The organism is Collinsella sp. CLA-ER-H10 (genome assembly GCF_040092475.1).
GTDB lineage: Bacteria > Actinomycetota > Coriobacteriia > Coriobacteriales > Coriobacteriaceae > Collinsella.
In genome coordinates this window covers 170,899-188,782 of record NZ_JBBNLM010000001.1, presented here as the reverse complement: position 1 = coordinate 188,782, position 17,884 = coordinate 170,899, and the positions used below count along the sequence as shown (strand labels likewise).

The 17,884-nt window shown below is 60.0% G+C and carries 15 protein-coding genes; all 15 read right to left on the bottom strand.

Annotated elements, in window-relative coordinates; translation table 11 throughout:
• Window positions 1–161: 161 nt before the first annotated feature.
• The 15 genes from AAAX36_RS00855 to AAAX36_RS00785 all read right to left on the bottom strand — a co-directional run bounded on the left by AAAX36_RS00855 (window position 162) and on the right by AAAX36_RS00785 (window position 17,881).
• On the bottom strand, window positions 162–1,181 hold the full coding sequence (locus AAAX36_RS00855; protein WP_249934357.1) for an FtsQ-type POTRA domain-containing protein: 1,020 nt from the start codon (window positions 1,179–1,181) through the stop codon (window positions 162–164).
• 193 nt (window positions 1,182–1,374) lie between these two features.
• On the bottom strand, window positions 1,375–2,286 hold the full coding sequence (gene murB, locus AAAX36_RS00850; protein ID WP_006234257.1) for a UDP-N-acetylmuramate dehydrogenase: 912 nt from the start codon (window positions 2,284–2,286) through the stop codon (window positions 1,375–1,377).
• Between the two features lie 5 nt (window positions 2,287–2,291).
• Window positions 2,292–3,710: a UDP-N-acetylmuramate--L-alanine ligase gene (gene murC / locus AAAX36_RS00845; RefSeq protein ID WP_349073688.1), complete on the bottom strand. Its 1,419-nt coding sequence runs from the start codon at window positions 3,708–3,710 to the stop codon at window positions 2,292–2,294.
• 97 nt (window positions 3,711–3,807) lie between these two features.
• Window positions 3,808–4,923 (bottom strand): undecaprenyldiphospho-muramoylpentapeptide beta-N-acetylglucosaminyltransferase, encoded by a 1,116-nt coding sequence (murG, locus tag AAAX36_RS00840; protein WP_349073687.1) that lies wholly within the window; start codon window positions 4,921–4,923, stop codon window positions 3,808–3,810.
• Window positions 4,913–6,406 carry a putative lipid II flippase FtsW gene (gene ftsW, locus AAAX36_RS00835; RefSeq protein WP_349073686.1) on the bottom strand — a complete coding sequence of 498 codons (1,494 nt, stop codon included), beginning with the start codon at window positions 6,404–6,406 and terminating at the stop codon, window positions 4,913–4,915. Before ftsW ends, murG begins: the two co-directional genes overlap by 11 nt.
• A gap of 35 nt (window positions 6,407–6,441) precedes the next feature.
• The gene (gene murD / locus AAAX36_RS00830; RefSeq protein WP_349073685.1) at window positions 6,442–7,848 is read right to left on the bottom strand and encodes a UDP-N-acetylmuramoyl-L-alanine--D-glutamate ligase; all 1,407 of its coding nucleotides are present in this window, start codon (window positions 7,846–7,848) and stop codon (window positions 6,442–6,444) included.
• 9 nt (window positions 7,849–7,857) lie between these two features.
• Window positions 7,858–8,877: a phospho-N-acetylmuramoyl-pentapeptide-transferase gene (gene mraY, locus AAAX36_RS00825; protein WP_006234262.1), complete on the bottom strand. Its 1,020-nt coding sequence runs from the start codon at window positions 8,875–8,877 to the stop codon at window positions 7,858–7,860.
• A gap of 3 nt (window positions 8,878–8,880) precedes the next feature.
• Window positions 8,881–10,305: a UDP-N-acetylmuramoyl-tripeptide--D-alanyl-D-alanine ligase gene (murF, locus tag AAAX36_RS00820; RefSeq protein WP_349073684.1), complete on the bottom strand. Its 1,425-nt coding sequence runs from the start codon at window positions 10,303–10,305 to the stop codon at window positions 8,881–8,883.
• 126 nt (window positions 10,306–10,431) lie between these two features.
• A complete protein-coding gene (locus AAAX36_RS00815; protein WP_225093428.1) occupies window positions 10,432–12,054 on the bottom strand; it encodes a penicillin-binding protein 2 in 1,623 nt (540 codons plus the stop codon).
• Window positions 12,055–12,314: 260 nt separating this feature from the next.
• Window positions 12,315–12,785: a hypothetical protein gene (locus AAAX36_RS00810; protein ID WP_022094483.1), complete on the bottom strand. Its 471-nt coding sequence runs from the start codon at window positions 12,783–12,785 to the stop codon at window positions 12,315–12,317.
• Window positions 12,786–12,875: 90 nt separating this feature from the next.
• Window positions 12,876–13,841 carry a 16S rRNA (cytosine(1402)-N(4))-methyltransferase RsmH gene (gene rsmH / locus AAAX36_RS00805; RefSeq protein ID WP_082421863.1) on the bottom strand — a complete coding sequence of 322 codons (966 nt, stop codon included), beginning with the start codon at window positions 13,839–13,841 and terminating at the stop codon, window positions 12,876–12,878.
• 20 nt (window positions 13,842–13,861) lie between these two features.
• Complete coding sequence (locus AAAX36_RS00800; RefSeq protein ID WP_006234269.1) at window positions 13,862–14,296, bottom strand: division/cell wall cluster transcriptional repressor MraZ; 435 nt, start codon at window positions 14,294–14,296, stop codon at window positions 13,862–13,864.
• Window positions 14,297–14,758: 462 nt separating this feature from the next.
• Window positions 14,759–15,700, bottom strand: a complete 942-nt coding sequence (gene xerD / locus AAAX36_RS00795) for a site-specific tyrosine recombinase XerD (RefSeq protein ID WP_172677979.1) — start codon at window positions 15,698–15,700, stop codon at window positions 14,759–14,761.
• A 2-nt stretch (window positions 15,701–15,702) separates the two neighbouring features.
• Entirely contained in the window at window positions 15,703–17,364 is a 1,662-nt protein-coding gene (locus tag AAAX36_RS00790; RefSeq protein WP_055286060.1) for a CTP synthase, read from the bottom strand.
• Between the two features lie 178 nt (window positions 17,365–17,542).
• Window positions 17,543–17,881, bottom strand: coding sequence for a hypothetical protein (locus tag AAAX36_RS00785; protein ID WP_040358312.1), 339 nt, complete (start codon window positions 17,879–17,881; stop codon window positions 17,543–17,545).
• Window positions 17,882–17,884 lie beyond the last annotated feature (3 nt).

The following is a 17,884-nucleotide window of genomic DNA, read 5'->3' as shown; positions in this document are numbered from 1 at the left end:
TCGACCCCTGCGCACATTAACCTTCAGGTTGAAAGTAAATGCAAAGGTAAACCGTATTATGTTTGCACATTATGAACGTATCAGTCAAATAATTGACCGTGAAAACCAAACAAACCAGATAAACGGCGTGGTATGGCCCCTCAACAAAGCATCAACCAGCGCTACGAGGTCGGAGCGTTCCTAAATGTATAGTTACCCGGAGAGCGCACATTGATATACGTTACGCCCTCTACCTGCGAAAGCAACTTGGTGACTACGCGTTCCTTCTTGACGATATCGTCCGAATCGCCCAGCGACACCTCAATGCCGTTATTGAGGTTTGCCGAGATGGCTTCGACCGAAGGTGTGGAAATATCCTTGACTTGTCCCAAGAACTCGCTCGAAAAACCACGCACATAATCCAAGCCAGCCTTAACGGCCTTGGAGCTCACCGCCTGGCCGGAAACCGGAGCGACATCCGCCGAGACATCAGTCAACAACACCGCGCCATAGTGCTTAGCGAGCGCCAGCGCGGCATCAATGCCGGTCAGGGTATTTGAGCCCTGCCCCGTCGTGATGACGTTGCCCTGGTCATCCACTTCGACCGACGTCGACAGCGGGGCGATCCAGGTGTCATCATCCCCGATGGCCCAGGCAAGGTCATCGGAGCTGATATAGGCAATTGCGATGACCTTGCGCTCCATCGGCGTAATGATGAGCGTATGCGGGAACTGACGCTGGACATCTACGCCCGAGACCCACGGGTTCTGCTTGAGGTCCTCGGTAATCTGGTCGGGATCGACGTTAAAAAGCGACGTTCCCTCGGGCAAATCGATCAGCTGGATAGCATCGTGCTTCGTCACATGCTCGCTGCCTTGAATCTGAATATCAGTGGCGGTAAACAATCCAGAGTTAATCACCACGATGGCAACGACGACGAGCACGGCCAAGACGGCCAGAACGCCGCCAACGATTTTGCCTTTGCCTGTAACGACAGAAGCGGCGTCTGATGTTTTATTTACCATCGCCCCAAGTGAAGACAACGGGTTGACGCTTTTTTTACCCGAAGGCTTCTTGGCGGTAGCCGGCACCGATGTCAGCGAGCGCGGTTTCGATGCGCCCAGCGTGCGACCTGGACGCGGCGCTTTAGTTCCCGTCGAGGGCTTAGGAGTTGCCATGGGACGGGCAGGTTTGGCGCCCATAACAGGCTTTGAAGTCACCGAGGGACGCGAGGACTTTTTTGCGGCCGGACGATTACCGAGCTGCGAGCCGACGACCGGACGACTGGTCTGTCGAGCATGCCCGACAGACTTAGAATGCGCGACGGTATTGCGTTGAGATTTGGCAGGCGCGCCGGAACGCCCTCCGGCGCGGCGGAAGGTGGGTTTCGATGCTCTAGAAGCCGAGGAATTTAACTTCCGGTCTGAGCTCGATGCCATACGCCTCCCTCACCTTTCCGTGCACATGTCTGATAACCGCGGCAACGTCATCGGCCGAGGCAGTTCCGTTATTAACGATAAAATTAGCGTGAACGGGCGAAACTTCCGCGCCGCCAATCGAAAAACCCTTTAATCCACAATCCTCGATAAGCTTGCCCACACTCGCATCGGGCGGGTTGCGAAAGACCGACCCGCAGGATGCGCGACCCATGGGCTGCGTACGCTTGCGCCTCGTCAGGTACCGCTCCATGCGCTCGCGAATGTCGGCCTTGGGCGCCGGTTTAAGCTTGAGCACGCACTCGAGGATAATCTCATTGCGGGGAAGGCTACATTCGCGGTAGCCCCAAGTGATCTCGGACCCCGCATAATGCTTGATACCGGATGCCGGGTCAAACGTTACGACATCCTCAACCAGCGAGCCAATCCACTCGGTCCGTGTGCCGGCATTCATAGATATCGCACCGCCAACCGAGCCAGGGATGCCAACGGCAAACTCAAGGCCCGAGAGGCTACGCGACAGGGCATCGTTGACCAGGCGCGCAAACATCACGCCCGCACCGACCGTCAGCGTACAACCGTCATCGGCAACAACCGTGCGCTGAAACTCACGTCCGAGCGAAATGACGGCGCCGCGATAACCGCCATCGGCAACCAGCAGATTGGAGCCCTTGCCGATGATGACCCACGGCACCTGCTCACGATCGAGCACCGCCACGGCGCGGCGAAGGGCATGATAGCTATGGCACGTCACAAAGAGGTCGGCCTTGCCGCCGATACGATAGCTCGTATGACGCGCAAGGCGCTCGTCCTCGATCACATCCGTGTCGATCATGCCCGAGAGCGCCATGACGGCGTTAAACAGACCCATTAGACTTAAGCGTCTTTCTTGGCAGTCAGATACTCAATGAACTCGGGACCGACGGTCGTAACGTCACCAGCACCCATAGTGAGCAGCAGGTCGCCCTCGCCCACCATCTGCTCGAGCTCCTGATTGAGCTCAAGACGGCTGGAGCAGTACACGACCTCCTTGCCAGGATGCTTGGCGCGCACGGTATCGGCGAGCATCTTAGAGGTAACACCCGGAATGGGCATCTCGCCAGCCGAGAACACATCAATCAGCAGCAGTTTATCGGCATTGGCAAATGCATCGGCAAAGTCGTCGCACAGGGCCTGCAGACGCGAATAACGGTGCGGCTGGAACACGACGTCGACATGCTTGTAGCCCAGCGACGAAGCGGCAGCAAGCGTCGCCTTGATCTCGGTGGGGTGATGGCCGTAATCATCGACCACGGTGATGCCATCGATATCGCCCACGTGGGTAAAGCGACGGCGGACGCCCTCAAAGCTCGAGAGCGCCTTGGCGGCGGCGTCGATGTCAAGGCCCAGGACATGGGCGACGGTGAGCACCGCCGTGGCGTTGAGCATGTTGTGGCGACCGGGATTGCTCTTGATCTCCACAGCGTGCTCAGTGCCGTCCTCAAAGCGAACGATAAAGTCGCTCTGGATGCCCTTGACATCCGGGTGCATGCAGACGATGTCGTTGCTCTCGGCAAAGCCGTAGGAAAGCACGTGACGGCCCGTCGACTTGGCGAGCTCGACCAGATGCGAGTCCTCACCGCAGACGATGACGGTGCCGTCCTCGCCCACCAGGCTCATGAATTTGGCGAAAGTTGCCTCGATCTCCTCGATACCCGAGTAGTGATCGAGGTGGTCGGCCTCGACGTTGGTCACAATGACCACGTTGGGGTTCAGGAACAGGAAGGAGCTGTCGGACTCGTCGGCCTCGGCAACAAAGTAGTCGCCCGAGCCGTTCTTGCCGTTCGTGTCATAGCCCTCGACGATGCCACCGATCAAGAAGCTCGGATCCAGACCCATGCGGTCGAGCATGGTGGCGCACATCGAAGACGTGGTGGTCTTGCCATGCGTGCCGGCAACAGCGACGGTGGTGTAGCCGTGGCCCAAAGCAGAGAGCATCTTAGCACGGGGCCACACGGGAATACCAAGCTCGCGAGCGCGCACGAGTTCAGGGTTGGAGTCCGGAATAGCGGTGGAGACAACAACCACGTCGGGCTTGACCTCGTCGATCGTGGCGGCCTCATGGCCCACATGCACCTTCACACCAGCGCGGGTAAGCTGGCGGATATAACGTGACGTCTTAAGGTCGGAGCCGGTAACGGCATAACCGCGCTCGTGCAGAACGAGGGCGATGCCGCTCATGCCGGCGCCGCCGATACCGATAAAGTGGGCGCTCTTAAACTCGGGCGCGGAGGTTGCAGTCTGGGAATCAGCCATGTGCTCGTGTACTCCTTGCGTAAACACTGCCTGTAACCCGTTAACTGTACCGCACCTACCGCATCAGCGCGAGGGCGACCGACGATATCCCGTCTAACTAACGCAAACCCTCTACCGCATCCGCCAGAAGAGCGGCGGCCCTATCCTGAGCCAGACCACGTGCCGCCTGACGCATGGCGTCGCGCGCCGCCGCGTCATCGACCAAGTGCAGCAGCTCATCGGCAAAGGCAGAACCGTCGATATCGGCATCGGCGCAGAGCACACCGGCCCCGGCGTCGACCAGATAACGGGCATTGGTGGTTTGGTGGTCGGCCGTCGCATGCGGATACGGCACGAGCACCGAGGGCACGGCGAGCGCAGCGATCTCGGCCACGCTCGATGCGCCCGAACGCGAGAGCACCAAATCGGCAGCAGCCAGAATATCGCCCATGTTGTCGATGTAAGGCTGGACGCGGTAACGCTCCGCCTCCTCGGGCGTCAGCGCCAAAGCGCGCTCGGTCTCCTCAAAGCCGTCGGCACCCGTCGAATGCAACACATAGAGGTTCTTGCGCGAAAGCAGCTCGTTTTTGAGCGAAACCACGCGCTCGTTGAGGTGCTGGGCGCCAAGTGAACCGCCAAAGACGAGCAGCAGCGTAGCGTCCTCGGGAACGTCAAGTGCCTTGCGGCCGCGAGCGCGATCGCCTTCGATTACCGAGCGACGTACGGGGTTGCCGGTCATGAGCACGTGGTCAGGGTCACCTTCGCGCTCAAAGACCGAACGCGCTGCCGGCACCGAGATGCACACGCGGGCGGCGTGGGAGTTCATCATCTTGTTGGCCAGGCCCGGAACAGAGTTCTGCTCATGCAGCAGATACGGAACGCCTGCGCCCTTGCACCACCCCAGCAGCGGAACCTCGACATAGGCACCAAAACCTATGGCGACATCGGGCTTGCAGGCTTTTGAAAAATGGTTACCGAGCGCGCGCTTCGCCTTATAGACACGCCACAGCGAGCTCAACGCCGTCCAAGGGCGAGAACGGTCGAAGCCCGTAACCGTAATCGGCACAAAATCGAACCCAGCCTCGGGAACCAGACGACCCTCGAGCTTGTGCGACTGACCCACAAATACAACGTGGTGGCCACGGTCACGCAGCTCCTCGGCCAAGGCGAGTGCGGGGTTGATATGTCCCGCCGTGCCGCCGGCTGCGATAGCAACGGTCATCTTATCGGTCATGGTAGTCCCTTCGTACACGCGGTCCCTGGTCGTCGGTGCGCAGACGCGCCGACGGGTCCGAGTTCAAATCGATTCGATTATATCCGCCGCCCGCGTTGCGAGGGCTGGGGCGCTGAGGACGACCTTGCGGAGCCATTCGCGGGCGTGGACGAGCTGCCGGCTCGGATGGAGAACCATCAAGAACGGTAAAGCCGCTACGCGAAGGTCGTTCACCGCGCACATGGGCCACGCCAGCGGTGCTCTCGTCCATAACGGCAAAGCTCTCGCGGCGACGGTCGTACTCATCGCGACGGGCGCTCTCATACGAAACGCGCAGGATCAGACCGGCGAGCATAAGCGACACGATAATCGACGAACCGCCGTAGCTAATAAACGGCAACGGTTTGCCCGTCATGGGAAACACGTTGAGGATGCCCAGCGCGTTAATCAAAAACTGCACCGCGAGAATGACCGCGGAGCCAGACGCCATAAGCGCGCCCCGACGATCGGTCGCCTGCTCGGCAATGCGAAACGCCGAGTAGATCAGCATCGCAAACACAAAGAAGAACAGCACGGTTCCGACAAAACCGACTTCCTCGCCAATGATGGCCAGGATGTAGTCATTGTGCGCCTCGGGAAGATACGAGTACTTCATGGTTGAGTTGCCGATGCCACGGCCGAACAGACCGCCCGAGGCAAAGGCCATGATGGCAAGCGTGGCCTGATAGCCGTCACCATACTCGTCGGCCCAAGGGTTCAAGGCAACCTGAATGCGCACCATACGGTACGGCTCTGCGACAAGCGCAATCACGATCACGAGAATGCCGAAGATTAGCACGCCGATGATAAATCTGGGGTCGAGACCCGCAAACAACGCCATGCACATGAGGGTCAACAGGATGATCAGGACAGTACCGAAATCGGGCTGGATAAAGATCAGAAAGAGCGAAATGCCCAGGTAGATGCCCATCTTGCGAAGGAATTCGTTGATGTTGCCACCGGGCGAAAAGAAGCGATCAAGCATGATGGCCGAATACGCAATGGCAAATGGCTTTAAAAACTCGGAAGGCTGGAACTGAATACCGGCGATGTTGAGCCAGCGCGTGGCGCCACGGCTGCCGCTGCCCACCAAGAACACCAGAAGCAGTAGCCCTATCATGCCGATAAGGAAGATCCTGAGCACATCCTCCCCAAACCAGCTGTCCGGCAAAACGCGCACGATGGCAATCAGCGCTAGAACACCGACCACGGCAAACGCGGCCTGTCGACCCAGAAAAAACGTCGCCGAGCCATTCTCGTGCAGCGCCTCGACCGAAGACGCCGAGTACACCATCAGCAGGCCAAAGCATACCAAGGTAAACAGGCAGGCCATGAATATCAAACGGGGGCGCATGATACGGGCGGGAACGCCGGCAATATAGCGTTCGCTAAACGACTGCCCGCCGCGGCTGGAACGCGGTGTGATGCGACGTGAGGAAGCACGGTCCGAGTCGGGCCTCCTCATACCTTGTCGGGGGCTCTCCTCTCTCACCGCAACCCCTATTCCATTTGTGATTTCGCTGTAGCGGCAAGCTGAGCCACGTAGTCCTTAAACACGCGGCCGCGCTCCTCATAGCCCGAGAACTCATCGAACGAAGAGCAGGCAGGAGAAAGTAAGATCACGTCACCACGACTCGAAAGCGAACGGGCAACGTCCACGGCGTCGCGCAGATCATCCGCCTGAGCGATATCCACATCGCCATCGACATCGGCCTCGTCCATAGCGGCGGTGAAGCGCTCGCGCGCATCGCCAAAGCAGACGACCGAGCGCACGTTGTCCATAACGACGCGCGCGAAGTCCGTGAGCGGCGTGCCCTTATCGTGGCCGCCGAGCAGCAAGATCACGTCGTCATCGGGAAATGCCGTCAGCGCCTTCTCGACCGCATCGGTGTTAGTCGCCTTGGAATCGTTGACGTAGCGCACGCCGTCAATCTCGCCACACGGCTCCACGCGGTGCTCGAGCGGCTGGAACGAGGCAAGACCGCGGCAGACACCATCAACATCGGCACCGACCGCCAAGGCAGCCGTGGCAGCGCACAGGGCATTGATAACATTGTGATGGCCCGAGATCTTGAGCTCGGATGTAGCGATGAGCGGGGTCTCGACGCCTTTCAGACGCACGATCATCTTGCCATCGCGCACAAAGGCGGCATCCTCGCCCTCAGGCTCGTCAAAGGCAACCTTGCAGATGCGACGACCCGGCGTGTAGATGTACTCATCGAACTCGTGAATGCCGGCGTCTTCAACGTCGACAACCACCAGATCGTCATCGACCATATTGTCAAACAGTTTGACCTTGGCAAGCGCATAGTTCTTATGGCTCTTATGCCAGCCCAAGTGGTCGGGAGTGATGTTGAGCAGCACCGCCACGCGGGGGTGGAGCTCGGTGGTCGTAGCAATCTGATAGCTCGAGAGCTCAGCCACAAACCACTCGTTGTGGGCTCGGCCGTCAATCTCGTTGACCGGCGGCTCGCCGATGTTGCCGACAGCAACGCTGGCCTCGCCGGCAGCCTTGAGCAGATAATCCGTCAGCGACGTGGTGGTCGTCTTGCCGTTGGTGCCCGTGATGGCAATCCAGTTATCGGGCGACAGACGATAGGCAAACTCGGGCTCGCCCATAATCTGGGCGGCATGATCGCGCCCGGCCTTAAAGAAGCCCGAGAACTCCGAGATGCCCGGGCACGTCACGCATACGTCATAGGCGCCCTCGACCTGTTCGGTCCCATAGACAAACGACGCACCAGCAGCCTCGAGCGCACGCGTGGCGTCATTGGGCTCAGAGGTGCCGCCGCCATACACGGTAACGGCGCTTACGCGCTCGGGATGTGCCAGCGCCCAGCGGGCGACATCGAGACCGGATTTGCCCTGACCCAAAACGAGCAGGCTAAAGACATCAGCAAGAGGCATGAAAGACCACTATCCCAACTGGAAGAACAGAGCAAGGCCAACGGCACCAAAGGCCGCAGCGATAATCCAAAAACGGATGACGACCTTGGTCTCGGCCCAGCCCTTCTTTTCGAAATGATGATGGATGGGCGCCATAAGGAAGACGCGCTTGTGCGTAAAGTGGAAGTAGACAACCTGAATCATGACCGACAGGGTCTCAACGATAAACAGGCCGCCGATGATGAGGGAGACGACCTCGGTGTTGGTCATGATGGACGTGCAGGCAAACGCGGCGCCCAGGGCAAGCGAGCCGGTATCGCCCATAAAGATGCTCGCCGGATAGCAGTTGAACCACAGAAAGCCCAAGCAGGCACCGGCACACGCGGTGCAGAAGATGGACAGGTTCACGTCTCCGTGCAAAAACGCCATGGCGGCCATGGCGAGCATGGCAATCATGGAGGTGCCGCCAGCAAGACCGTCAAGGCCATCGGTCAGGTTCACGGCATTAGAAAGACCGGCGATCATCAGCCAGCAAAAGACAATGTAGAGCCACGGGAACGAAAGGCCACAGATGGTGGTCGAAAGAACACCGAGGTCAATCGTCAGGCCGCCGGGAAAACGAATCTCGGGGGCGACGCCGCACCAGTTGACGGCAAGTACCGTAAAGGTGACACATATAATGGTTAGGCCGATCATCTTGGCATGAGGCGTCAGACCGAGCGAGCGCCCATGCGTAACGGAGGTCAGGTCGTCGATCAGGCCCAGCACGCCGGTCGCCAGCGTGGCGAGCAGCACGAGCACGAGCTCGGTAGTGAGCTTGCCCATCAGCAGGCAGGTCAGCGAGATCGCGACGAGGATGACAACGCCACCCATGGTGGGCGTTCCCTGCTTAACCAAATGACGCTTGGGGCCGTCGGCACGAACCTGCTGGCCGATACCCTCGACCTTGAGTAGCTTGATCCACCACGGCATGAGCAGCAGCGCAATGGCGGCGGCGATGCCAAGCCCCAAAAAAGCCTGATACGTTGGATACGAGGGATTGCCGAACATGGGCTAGCACACACCTTCCACAAAGCGGTCGAGCTCAACAAAGCGGGAACCCTTGACCAGTACAACATCATGTTTTTCAAGCGCGCCGCCCATGCGGTCGAGCACCTGCTGATAATCGGAGAACACTTGGATGCGGTCCTCGTCCATGCCCATCATGCGCGCGGCATCGGCCATAAGCTGGGCCAGCTCACCGCCCACGCACGCCAGCATGTCGAGCTTCTTGGCGGCGGCATAGGCGCCCACGAGCTCATGCATGCGAGGAGCCTCATCGCCCATCTCGCCCATCTCGCCCAGGATAGCCATGCGAGACCCCGTGCACGAAAGCGAGCACAGCAGATCGAGGCCAGCAGCCATCGATTCGGCACTGGCGTTATAGGAGTCATCGACGATGCGTGCACCGCTCTTGGCGCGCTTGATCTCCTGGCGGTGACCGGTGATCGTGAGGCCCCTAAAGGCAGCATCGATCTGCTCGGGCGTCACGCCCAAGCGATAGGCAACCGCGGCGGCCTTAACGGCATTAGGAACGGACTGCACGCCGGGGATGGCAAGCATGGTATCGATCGTCTCACCCTGGCCAAAATCGAGCGTAAAGACCGGACGGCCCTCGTCATCAACACGAACGTCGCGGGCACGGACCTCATCATCGTCCGAGACGCCGGCCAGCATCACGTCGATACCAGCAGGCTGGGCGAACGTATCGCGAATGAACGGCGTAAAGTCGTCCTCGCCGCCCAAAACCAGCAGCGGCAAGAAGTCGCCAGCGGCGCACATACCCTGGACAATCTCGGCCTTAGCGCGGGCGATGTTCTCGCGGCTACCCAAAATGCCGATATGAGAGGTGCCGATCTTGCTCACGATGGCAAGGTTGGGATTGGCGGACTGGGACAGGCGCTCAATCTCGTGGAAATGGTTCATGCCCATCTCGAGCACCAGGACCTCGGTATCGGCCGGAGCGGAAAGCACCGTGAGCGGCATGCCGATCAGGTTATTGAAATTGCCCCTGGTGGCCCAGACACGATAGCGCTTGGCGAGCACAGCGGCGAGCACGTCCTTGGTCGTCGTCTTGCCGATGGAACCGGTAATGCCAACGACCAGGCAGCCAAGCTCCAGACGGTACGCGTGCGCCAAACGCAGCAGAAACTCCTCGGGATCATCGGTCAGCAGGATGGCGCATCCTTTGTCCTGCGCCAGCGAGACCAGCTCGGCCTCGGGCTCACGCGTCATCACGACGGCGCCGGCACCCGACTGGACGGCACGGGAAGCAAAATCATTGCCGTCGACGTTTTCACCGGGAAAGGCGACGAAAATCGTCCCTTCCTCGACCTGGCGCGAGTCGATAACGCACCCGCGGCATACCCGATCGGCTTCTCCCGTCACGGTTCGGGCCCCTGTTGCGGCCGCGAGGTTGTTGACGGCGATCTCTATCATTGCAGCTCCCCTGTAAACCTAATAATGCTATCGGCGTATTGTATCCCAGCGCCGCACATGCGTGGTGCAGGGCATGTGAACACCCTCATATGGGACAACAAACAACGCCCCAAAGATTGTAACCCCCTACTTCGTGTGCGGGATACCCAGCACGTCGAGCGCGTTGGCCATAATGGACTGGAACGGCACCGCAGCGGCATCTGAGCCGCTCGGCGTTCCGTCGAGCGTGATATAGCACAGCACCTTGGGCGATTGTGCCGGTGCAAAGCCCATAAAGGACGACATGTAGTTCTCCTTGAGGTAGCCGCCGTTCTCGTCGGCACGTTCGGCCGTACCGGTCTTACCCGCCACGTCATAGCCGTCAACCGCGCCGCCAACGCCCGTTCCCTCGGACACGACCGTCTGCATGCACGATGTCACCTGGGATGCGGCGTCCTCCGAAATCGCACGCTCGCCTTCGCCCCAGTCCTTCTCGTCGCCTTTGCTGGACTTATAGAAGTGCGGTGTCATCATCACGCCGCCGTTGGCGATGCCGCCCACGGCGCGTGCGATCTCAATCGGCGAGACGGACAGCGCCTGTCCAAAGCTCATCGAGCCCAGCGTGGCGCCGTCATACTGGTCACGCTCCTTGACGATACCCAGGCTCTCGCCCGGAAAATCGACACCAGAGCTGTGACCGATGCCCCACTTGTCCACATAAGCGGCAAAGTCATCGGCACCGATCTTGCGCCCCACCAGGACAAAGCCCACGTTGGACGAACGGCGCATCATCTCGCGCACATCCATGGTCATGGCGTAGTCGCGCTTGTCGGCATCGGTGACGGTATCGTCGCCCACCTTGATGCTCGCCGGCACCTCAAACGACGTACTCGATCGCACGACGCCCAAGTCGAAGCCGGCGCCCGCCACGAGCGTCTTAAAGACCGAGCCGGGCTCGTAGGCGTCGGTGACCAGGCGCAAGTTCATATCCTCGGTCTTGGCGTTTTCCAGATTGGTCTGGTCGTAAGTCGGATACGAGCAGGCTGCCAAGATCTCGCCTGTCGTAGGATCGGTGACCAGCGCCGAGCCGTTCTTGGCCTTAGTCTTCTCAACTGCCTCTGCCAGGGCATCCTCGGCCGCACGCTGGATATTGACGTCGAGCGTCGTCACGATATCAACGCCGTCGACCGCAGCCACCTTTTTATAGGCACCGCCCGCGATATAGCTGCCGTCCCTCGCGCGCTCGCGTACGAGAGAACCGTTCGTGCCGGTCAGAAGCTTGTTGTATTGCTTTTCGAGACCCGTCAAGCCATCGTTGTCCACATTCACTACACCCAGCACCTGCGATGCCAGATTGCCGTATGGATATACGCGCTTCATGGCCTGCTCAAAAAGCACACCGGGCAGGTTCTTCTTCTCCAGCGTCGCAGCATCGTCTTCGTCCACCTGGCGCTTGATATACACCCAGGTTCCATCGGACTCAACGAGCTTGCGGCAGGTCTTTTTATCGATTCCAGTTGCCTTGACCAGCGCCGACACCGTCTTGTCAACGTCCTCGACAAGCTGCGGGTTCACGGCGATGTTGCGACATTCGACCGACGACGCCAGCACGTTACCGTTGCGGTCGTAGATGGTGCCACGTTTGGCATAGAGGGTCTGCGCAAGCAGGCGACGCGCATCGGCACGCTCGCGCAGTTTATCGGCTTCGACAACCTGATAGTCGGCAAGGCGAAAGACGCCCAAGCCCAAGCCAAGCCCAATGAATCCCATGACGGCTTTGCGGCGAGGCAGAGGCGTGCCTGTGAGCCATTCGGTCGGCGAACTCTTGCGCGACCTGGTGTTATGCACTTGAGGGCCGCCCGAGCCGCGAAGTCGCGACGCCGGGTCGTTGCCACGGGACCGCCCGGCGTTGTAAGATTGCCGACCCGTTCCTTGATAACCAGAACGTCCCCGCGACGAGGGACGTCCAGAACCGCGGCCCCTATCGGAACCGCGGCGATAGTCATTTGTCATACTCAGCTACCGTCTTGCTACTGAGCGGTCGCGGTCGCGTTGGCGCCCGCGGCTGCATCCTGCGAAAAGTCAAGTGTAACGCTCTCGCTGGGCTCCACCATGCCATAAGCGCCCGCAAGGTCGCGAATGCGCGTGTCGGCGCCATAGACCGAATGCATGACCTCCAGGTCGGAGCTCTCATCGGTCGCCTTTTCGAGCGTGTTGGTAAGCTCGGCGTTGCTGTTGAGCACCTGGGCCGTAACGCCGGCGAGCGCCACGCGGGCGACGCCGATCGTCATGAAGATAGCCGCAATGATGCAAAACGTTTTAAGAACGCTCATGAAAACCGGGCTTACCGCCTGGTTTGCCTGACGGCCCGCGCCCGTGTAGACATCAAAGCGCGGCGTGCGCTGCTCACGGGGAGCAACGGGGGCCTGCGGCGTCTCACGATAGGCGGGCATGGCGTTCATATCATAGGCGAGTGCTGCGCTTGAAGTGTTGTAGCCCATGATATGCCGCCTCCCATCCCGAGTACGTTGGTAGTGTGTTTAAGCTTCGTTTATGGTGCGAGCGGGAGGTCCAATATCGCGCGGTCGCGCCTACAGACGCTGCGCCACGCGGATTTTGGCTGATCTCGCCCGAGGGTTGCGCTCAACCTCATCAGGCTGGGCAACCAGGGGTTTGCGGGTGATGACCTTGAGTATCGGCACGTTGCCGCACACGCACACCGGAATCTCCGGCGGACACGTGCACCCCTGGCTCATCTCCTTAAAGTGGTTCTTTACGATACGGTCCTCGAGCGAGTGATACGAGATGACGCAGATACGTCCGCCCGGGTTGAGCCACCTGGTGGCGGCATCAAGCCCTCGTTCGAGCACATCGAGCTCGTGATTGACCTCGATGCGAATGGCCTGGAAACTTTTCTTGGCCGGGTGTCCACCATGCCGACGAGCGGCAGCCGGGATACCCGCCTTGATGATCTCGACAAATTGGCCGGTGGTTTCGATCGGTTCTTGCTCGCGGCGGCGCACGATCTCGCGCGCGATCTGCGAGGCGAACTTCTCTTCGCCGTAGACGCGTAGAATCCGGGCGAGGTCGTGTTCGTTATAGGTGTTGATGACCTCAGCTGCGTTTAAGGTGTTATTACCCGGATCCATCCGCATGTCCAATGGGGCGTCCTCGTTATACGAAAAGCCCCTGCCAGGGATATCGAGTTGCGGCGACGAAACGCCCAAATCGAACAGGAAGCCATCGACCCCGGGCACCTCGGCCGAGCAAAGCAGCTCGTCCAAGTCGCCGAAGTTGCCCTTCAGCAGCCGGTGCGGAACGCCGGGAACCTCGCGGTCCAGACGGGCGCCAGCGGCCTCGAGGGCCATGTCGTCCTGATCGACGCCGAGCAAAAGGCCCGTCTCCCCCACCTGCGCGGCCATCTTTACCGAATGGCCGGCACCGCCAAGGGTGCAATCGCAGACAACGGAGCCGCTCTTTAGCCGCAGCGACTCAAGCACTTCGCCGAGCATGACAGGTTCATGCCGATATTCTTGTGTCAAGATCCCACGCTCCATCCGTTACCCGTGCCTTGCCCTTACGAGAAGAAGAGGTCCAGCAGGGCCTCATCGTCATCGTCCTCATCGGCCGCGGCGCGATCCCAAACCTCAAGGTGGTCGTAGTTGCCCACAACCGTGACCTCGCGGTCGAGGTTCGCCTGCTTGCGGAGAGACTCGGAAAGACCGATACGACCGGCGCTGTCCACGTCCATCGACGTGGTGCGCTTGTTGATCGCCCTCATGAGCTTCTGGTCATTAATGTCACGCGGGTTAAAACCCTCGTGGCCCTCACGACCCGCGAAGAGTCCTTCGACCCACTTATCGAAGGCCTCGGCAGAGAACACGTACAGAGCATCGACATCCAGGGCTTTGAACACGCGAACGTGCTCTCCAAGCTCCTCGCGAAGGGGTGCAGGCAGGGACAGACGACCTTTTGCATCGAGATTGCGCTCGTATGCACCAGTCATTCCCATGTGCGCCCTCCCCTCGGTTACTCAGATGGCACGTACGCGGGGAACCACCCCGCCTGTCGACGTCATCAATAATATGGTGAACCGCCCCATTTTTCAACACCTTTCCCCACCCCTTCCCCCACCCCGCCCCACCACTCCACTCACCATATATTGCAAAACACCCCCAAGCATATGTTCGAAAACACAATATGTTGTGTTTGCAGCAACGGCGGGATGCCACCTGTAGAACCACACCCGCGAACCTCAACCTTCAAGTTGACCTTGAGGCGATTTTTACGTCCCTTTACATGCCGTTCACATCGCCCCCAAACTCCCCCACCCACGGTACACACGGCCCACCACCGCGTCGGTGTCTGGCGAAAAATGGGACGGGCCCCAGATTGCCCATGCGCGCAAAAGTGCGTCTCGGCAATCTGGGGCCCGTCCCATTTAATATTTATAAATATGCAGGTCAGCGAGGTGCTAGCGATGTGCTAGCGGATGCGCCGCCAGATAGACCTCGGTCAGTTGCGTTCGGTCGACATGCGTGTAGACCTGCGTGGTCGAAATATCGGCATGGCCCAAAATCTCCTGCAGCACACGCAGGTCGGCACCGCCCGCGAGCATGTGGGTAGCAAAGGAGTGGCGCAAGGTATGGGGATGGAGCCCCACCAGCCCCACCTGACGCCCATACCGCTCGCATATCGCATGCACGGCCTGGCGCGACAGACGGCGGCCGTTCTTATTTAAAAAGACCGCCGAGGTCTCGGTTCCGCGCGCATGGGCCGCCAAGCGAGAACGCCCCTCAGTTACATAGAGCGTCAGAGCTCGCGCCGCGCTTCCCACCAGCGGTGACAGGCGTTCCTTTGAGCCCTTACCGCGAACGAGCACAAAGCCATCGTCGATATGGATATCGCCCACATCGAGCCCCACCAACTCGCTCACACGTAAACCGCATCCGTAGAGCACTTCCAAGATGGCATGGTCGCGCAAGCCCATCTCGCCCTCGGGGAAGTCTTGATCGAGCAGCGCCGAGACATCCTCCACCGATAGATACTCCGGCAAACGCTCAGCCTTTTTAGGCAGGCGCAACGCCGCCGTTGGATTTTGGGCCACAGCCCCATCGCGCACCAAAAAGGCATGCAGGCCCTTCACGGCCGCAAGCGCACGCTCCACCGAGGCATCGGAATAGCCCCCATCGCGACGGTCGGCAACAAAGCCCTCCACGACCTGACGGGTCACCTCTTCAAAAGACACAATACCCGCCCGCTCCAGATAGGCGCAGTACGTCGTCAGGTCACGACGATAGGCCGCAATCGTGTTGCGCGCCAAACCCCGCTCGACCGCGAGGTAATCGAGATACTCCCCCGCCGCCACGGCGAGCGACGAGGGAGTAGCTTCGGTATGTTCCTTATTCGCCGGCACCCTTAGTCCGTAGCGAGGTTCATGGGCGTCACCTGCAGACGGTCGACACCCTCGTGCTGGCCGATCGAAGCGCGCACGAACTCGCGGAACAGCGGCTGCGGGTTGGTCGGGCGGCTCTTGAACTCGGGATGAGCCTGGGTTGCCACATACCACGGATGCACGTCGCGCGGCAGCTCGACCATCTCGACCAGGCGCTCGTCGGGCGACAGACCCGAGATAACCAAACCGGCGTCCTCGAGCTGGTCACGGAAGGCGTTGTTGAACTCAAAGCGGTGACGGTGACGCTCGTAGACGAGCTCCTCGCCATATGCCTCGCGAGCAAGGGTATCGGCGGCGAGCTTGCACGGATAGGCGCCCAGGCGCATGGTGCCGCCCTTCTCGGTCACGTCCTCCTGCGAGCTCATCAGATCGATGACGCTAAACGGGCCGTCCGGATCGAACTCGGAGGAGCTGGCGCCGGCAAGGCCGACGACGTTGCGGGCGAACTCGCACACGGCCACCTGCATACCCAGGCAAATGCCCAGATACGGAATCTTGTGCTCACGGGCAAACTCGGCCGCGAGGATCTTGCCCTCCAGGGCGCGCTTGCCAAAGCCGCCGGGGACCAGGATGCCCGAGGCGTCGCCCAAAACCTCAGAGACATTCTGCTCGTCGAGGCTCTCGCCGTCGACCAGCTGGACGTCCACATGGCGATCGTAGAAGACGCCCGCATGGTGCAGGGCCTCGATAACCGACAGGTACGCATCGGGCAGCTGCGTGTACTTACCCACGACGGCAATCTTCACCTTGTCGGCGTGATGGTTGGCGTGATTCTGTTTGCGCAGGAACTCGTTCCACTCGCTCATGTCGCGCTCACGCGGGTCCAGACCCAGGCGTTCGCAAATGCGCAGGTCAAAGTCCTGCTCGGCAAGCAGCTGCGGAACATCGTAAATGCTCGCGCAGTCCTCGTTGGTAAAGACGCAATCGGTGTCGACGTCGCAGAAGCTTGCGATCTTTCCGCGGATAGCGTCATCGATATGGTGGTCGGAGCGCAGCACGATGATATCGGGCTGGATGCCAAAGCTGCGGAGCTCCTTGACGGAATGCTGCGTGGGCTTGGTCTTGACCTCGTGGGCGGCGGCGATATAGGGAACGAGCGACACGTGGATGTAGCAGACGTTCTCGGGGCCGGCCTCCTTGCGGTACTGGCGGATGGCCTCGACAAACGGCTGCGACTCGATGTCGCCGATCGTGCCGCCCAGCTCGGTGATGACTACATCGGAGCCGGTCTGCTCCTCGATGCGGCGGAACTTGTCCTTAATGGCATTGGTGACGTGAGGAATCACCTGCACGGTACCGCCCAAAAAGTCGCCGCGACGCTCGCGGGCGATCAAGCTCTTATAGATGGCGCCGGTCGTAAAGTTGGAATCGCGGGTCAGGTTCTCATCAATAAAGCGCTCGTAATGACCCAGGTCCAGGTCGGACTCGTAACCATCCTCGGTAACGAAGACCTCACCATGCTGGAAGGGGCTCATGGTACCGGGGTCGACGTTCAGATACGGGTCGGCCTTCTGCATCGTTACTTTGTAGCCACGCGACTTGAGCAGACGGCCCAGCGAGGCCGCGGTGATACCCTTGCCCAGGGACGAAACCACGCCACCGGTTACGAACACATGCTTGGTCATATTGAGTTACCTGCGCTTCCCGTAGAAGTTGTTTATCCACATCTTACGGGTCTTCATTGTAATACTCGCGCCGCGGACCGTTCGCAATTTTTCTCGCGTGCGATTGCATTTCTCAATCTTGAAACAAAACGCCGCCCGGTTTCCCAGGCGGCGTCGCTATGGCAAGGGTTACATGCTGCTATCGATCAGCAACCTCGTCCTCAAGCATTTCTTGAACGAGCATGCCGGTACGGACGCCCTCAAGATACCACTCGCCACGTTCGGTGAGGCAAATGCCATTTGCAAGCTGACCGCCGTCGTCGCTATAACGCGAGACGACATCAATCATGCCTTCGGAATCCAAGCGATCGATTGCGGCGCGGGCACGATACGGCGAAACCCCCACGCGCTCGGCAAGCGTTTTGCGCGAGAAACCATACGGCCCGCCATTGTCTTCGGTTTGCTGGTCGATCTCCATCAACACCAGCACCTCGACACGCTTCATATCGTTGACACTCGCACGACCCTTGCCCGCCATAGC

Coding starts and splice junctions, on each gene's coding strand:
- murB (WP_006234257.1), bottom strand. CDS start 2,286: ATGGGTCTGTTTAACGCCGTCATGGCGCTCTCGGGCATGATCGACACG.
- murF (WP_349073684.1), bottom strand. CDS start 10,305: ATGATAGAGATCGCCGTCAACAACCTCGCGGCCGCAACAGGGGCCCGA.
- mraY (WP_006234262.1), bottom strand. CDS start 8,877: ATGTTCGGCAATCCCTCGTATCCAACGTATCAGGCTTTTTTGGGGCTT.
- AAAX36_RS00790 (WP_055286060.1), bottom strand. CDS start 17,364: ATGACCAAGCATGTGTTCGTAACCGGTGGCGTGGTTTCGTCCCTGGGC.
- AAAX36_RS00815 (WP_225093428.1), bottom strand. CDS start 12,054: ATGGGATTCATTGGGCTTGGCTTGGGCTTGGGCGTCTTTCGCCTTGCC.
- murG (WP_349073687.1), bottom strand. CDS start 4,923: ATGACCGATAAGATGACCGTTGCTATCGCAGCCGGCGGCACGGCGGGA.
- murD (WP_349073685.1), bottom strand. CDS start 7,848: ATGCCTCTTGCTGATGTCTTTAGCCTGCTCGTTTTGGGTCAGGGCAAA.
- AAAX36_RS00800 (WP_006234269.1), bottom strand. CDS start 14,296: ATGGGAATGACTGGTGCATACGAGCGCAATCTCGATGCAAAAGGTCGT.
- AAAX36_RS00810 (WP_022094483.1), bottom strand. CDS start 12,785: ATGGGCTACAACACTTCAAGCGCAGCACTCGCCTATGATATGAACGCC.
- AAAX36_RS00855 (WP_249934357.1), bottom strand. CDS start 1,181: ATGGGCGCCAAACCTGCCCGTCCCATGGCAACTCCTAAGCCCTCGACG.
- AAAX36_RS00785 (WP_040358312.1), bottom strand. CDS start 17,881: ATGGCGGGCAAGGGTCGTGCGAGTGTCAACGATATGAAGCGTGTCGAG.
- murC (WP_349073688.1), bottom strand. CDS start 3,710: ATGGCTGATTCCCAGACTGCAACCTCCGCGCCCGAGTTTAAGAGCGCC.
- rsmH (WP_082421863.1), bottom strand. CDS start 13,841: ATGGAGCGTGGGATCTTGACACAAGAATATCGGCATGAACCTGTCATG.
- ftsW (WP_349073686.1), bottom strand. CDS start 6,406: ATGAGGAGGCCCGACTCGGACCGTGCTTCCTCACGTCGCATCACACCG.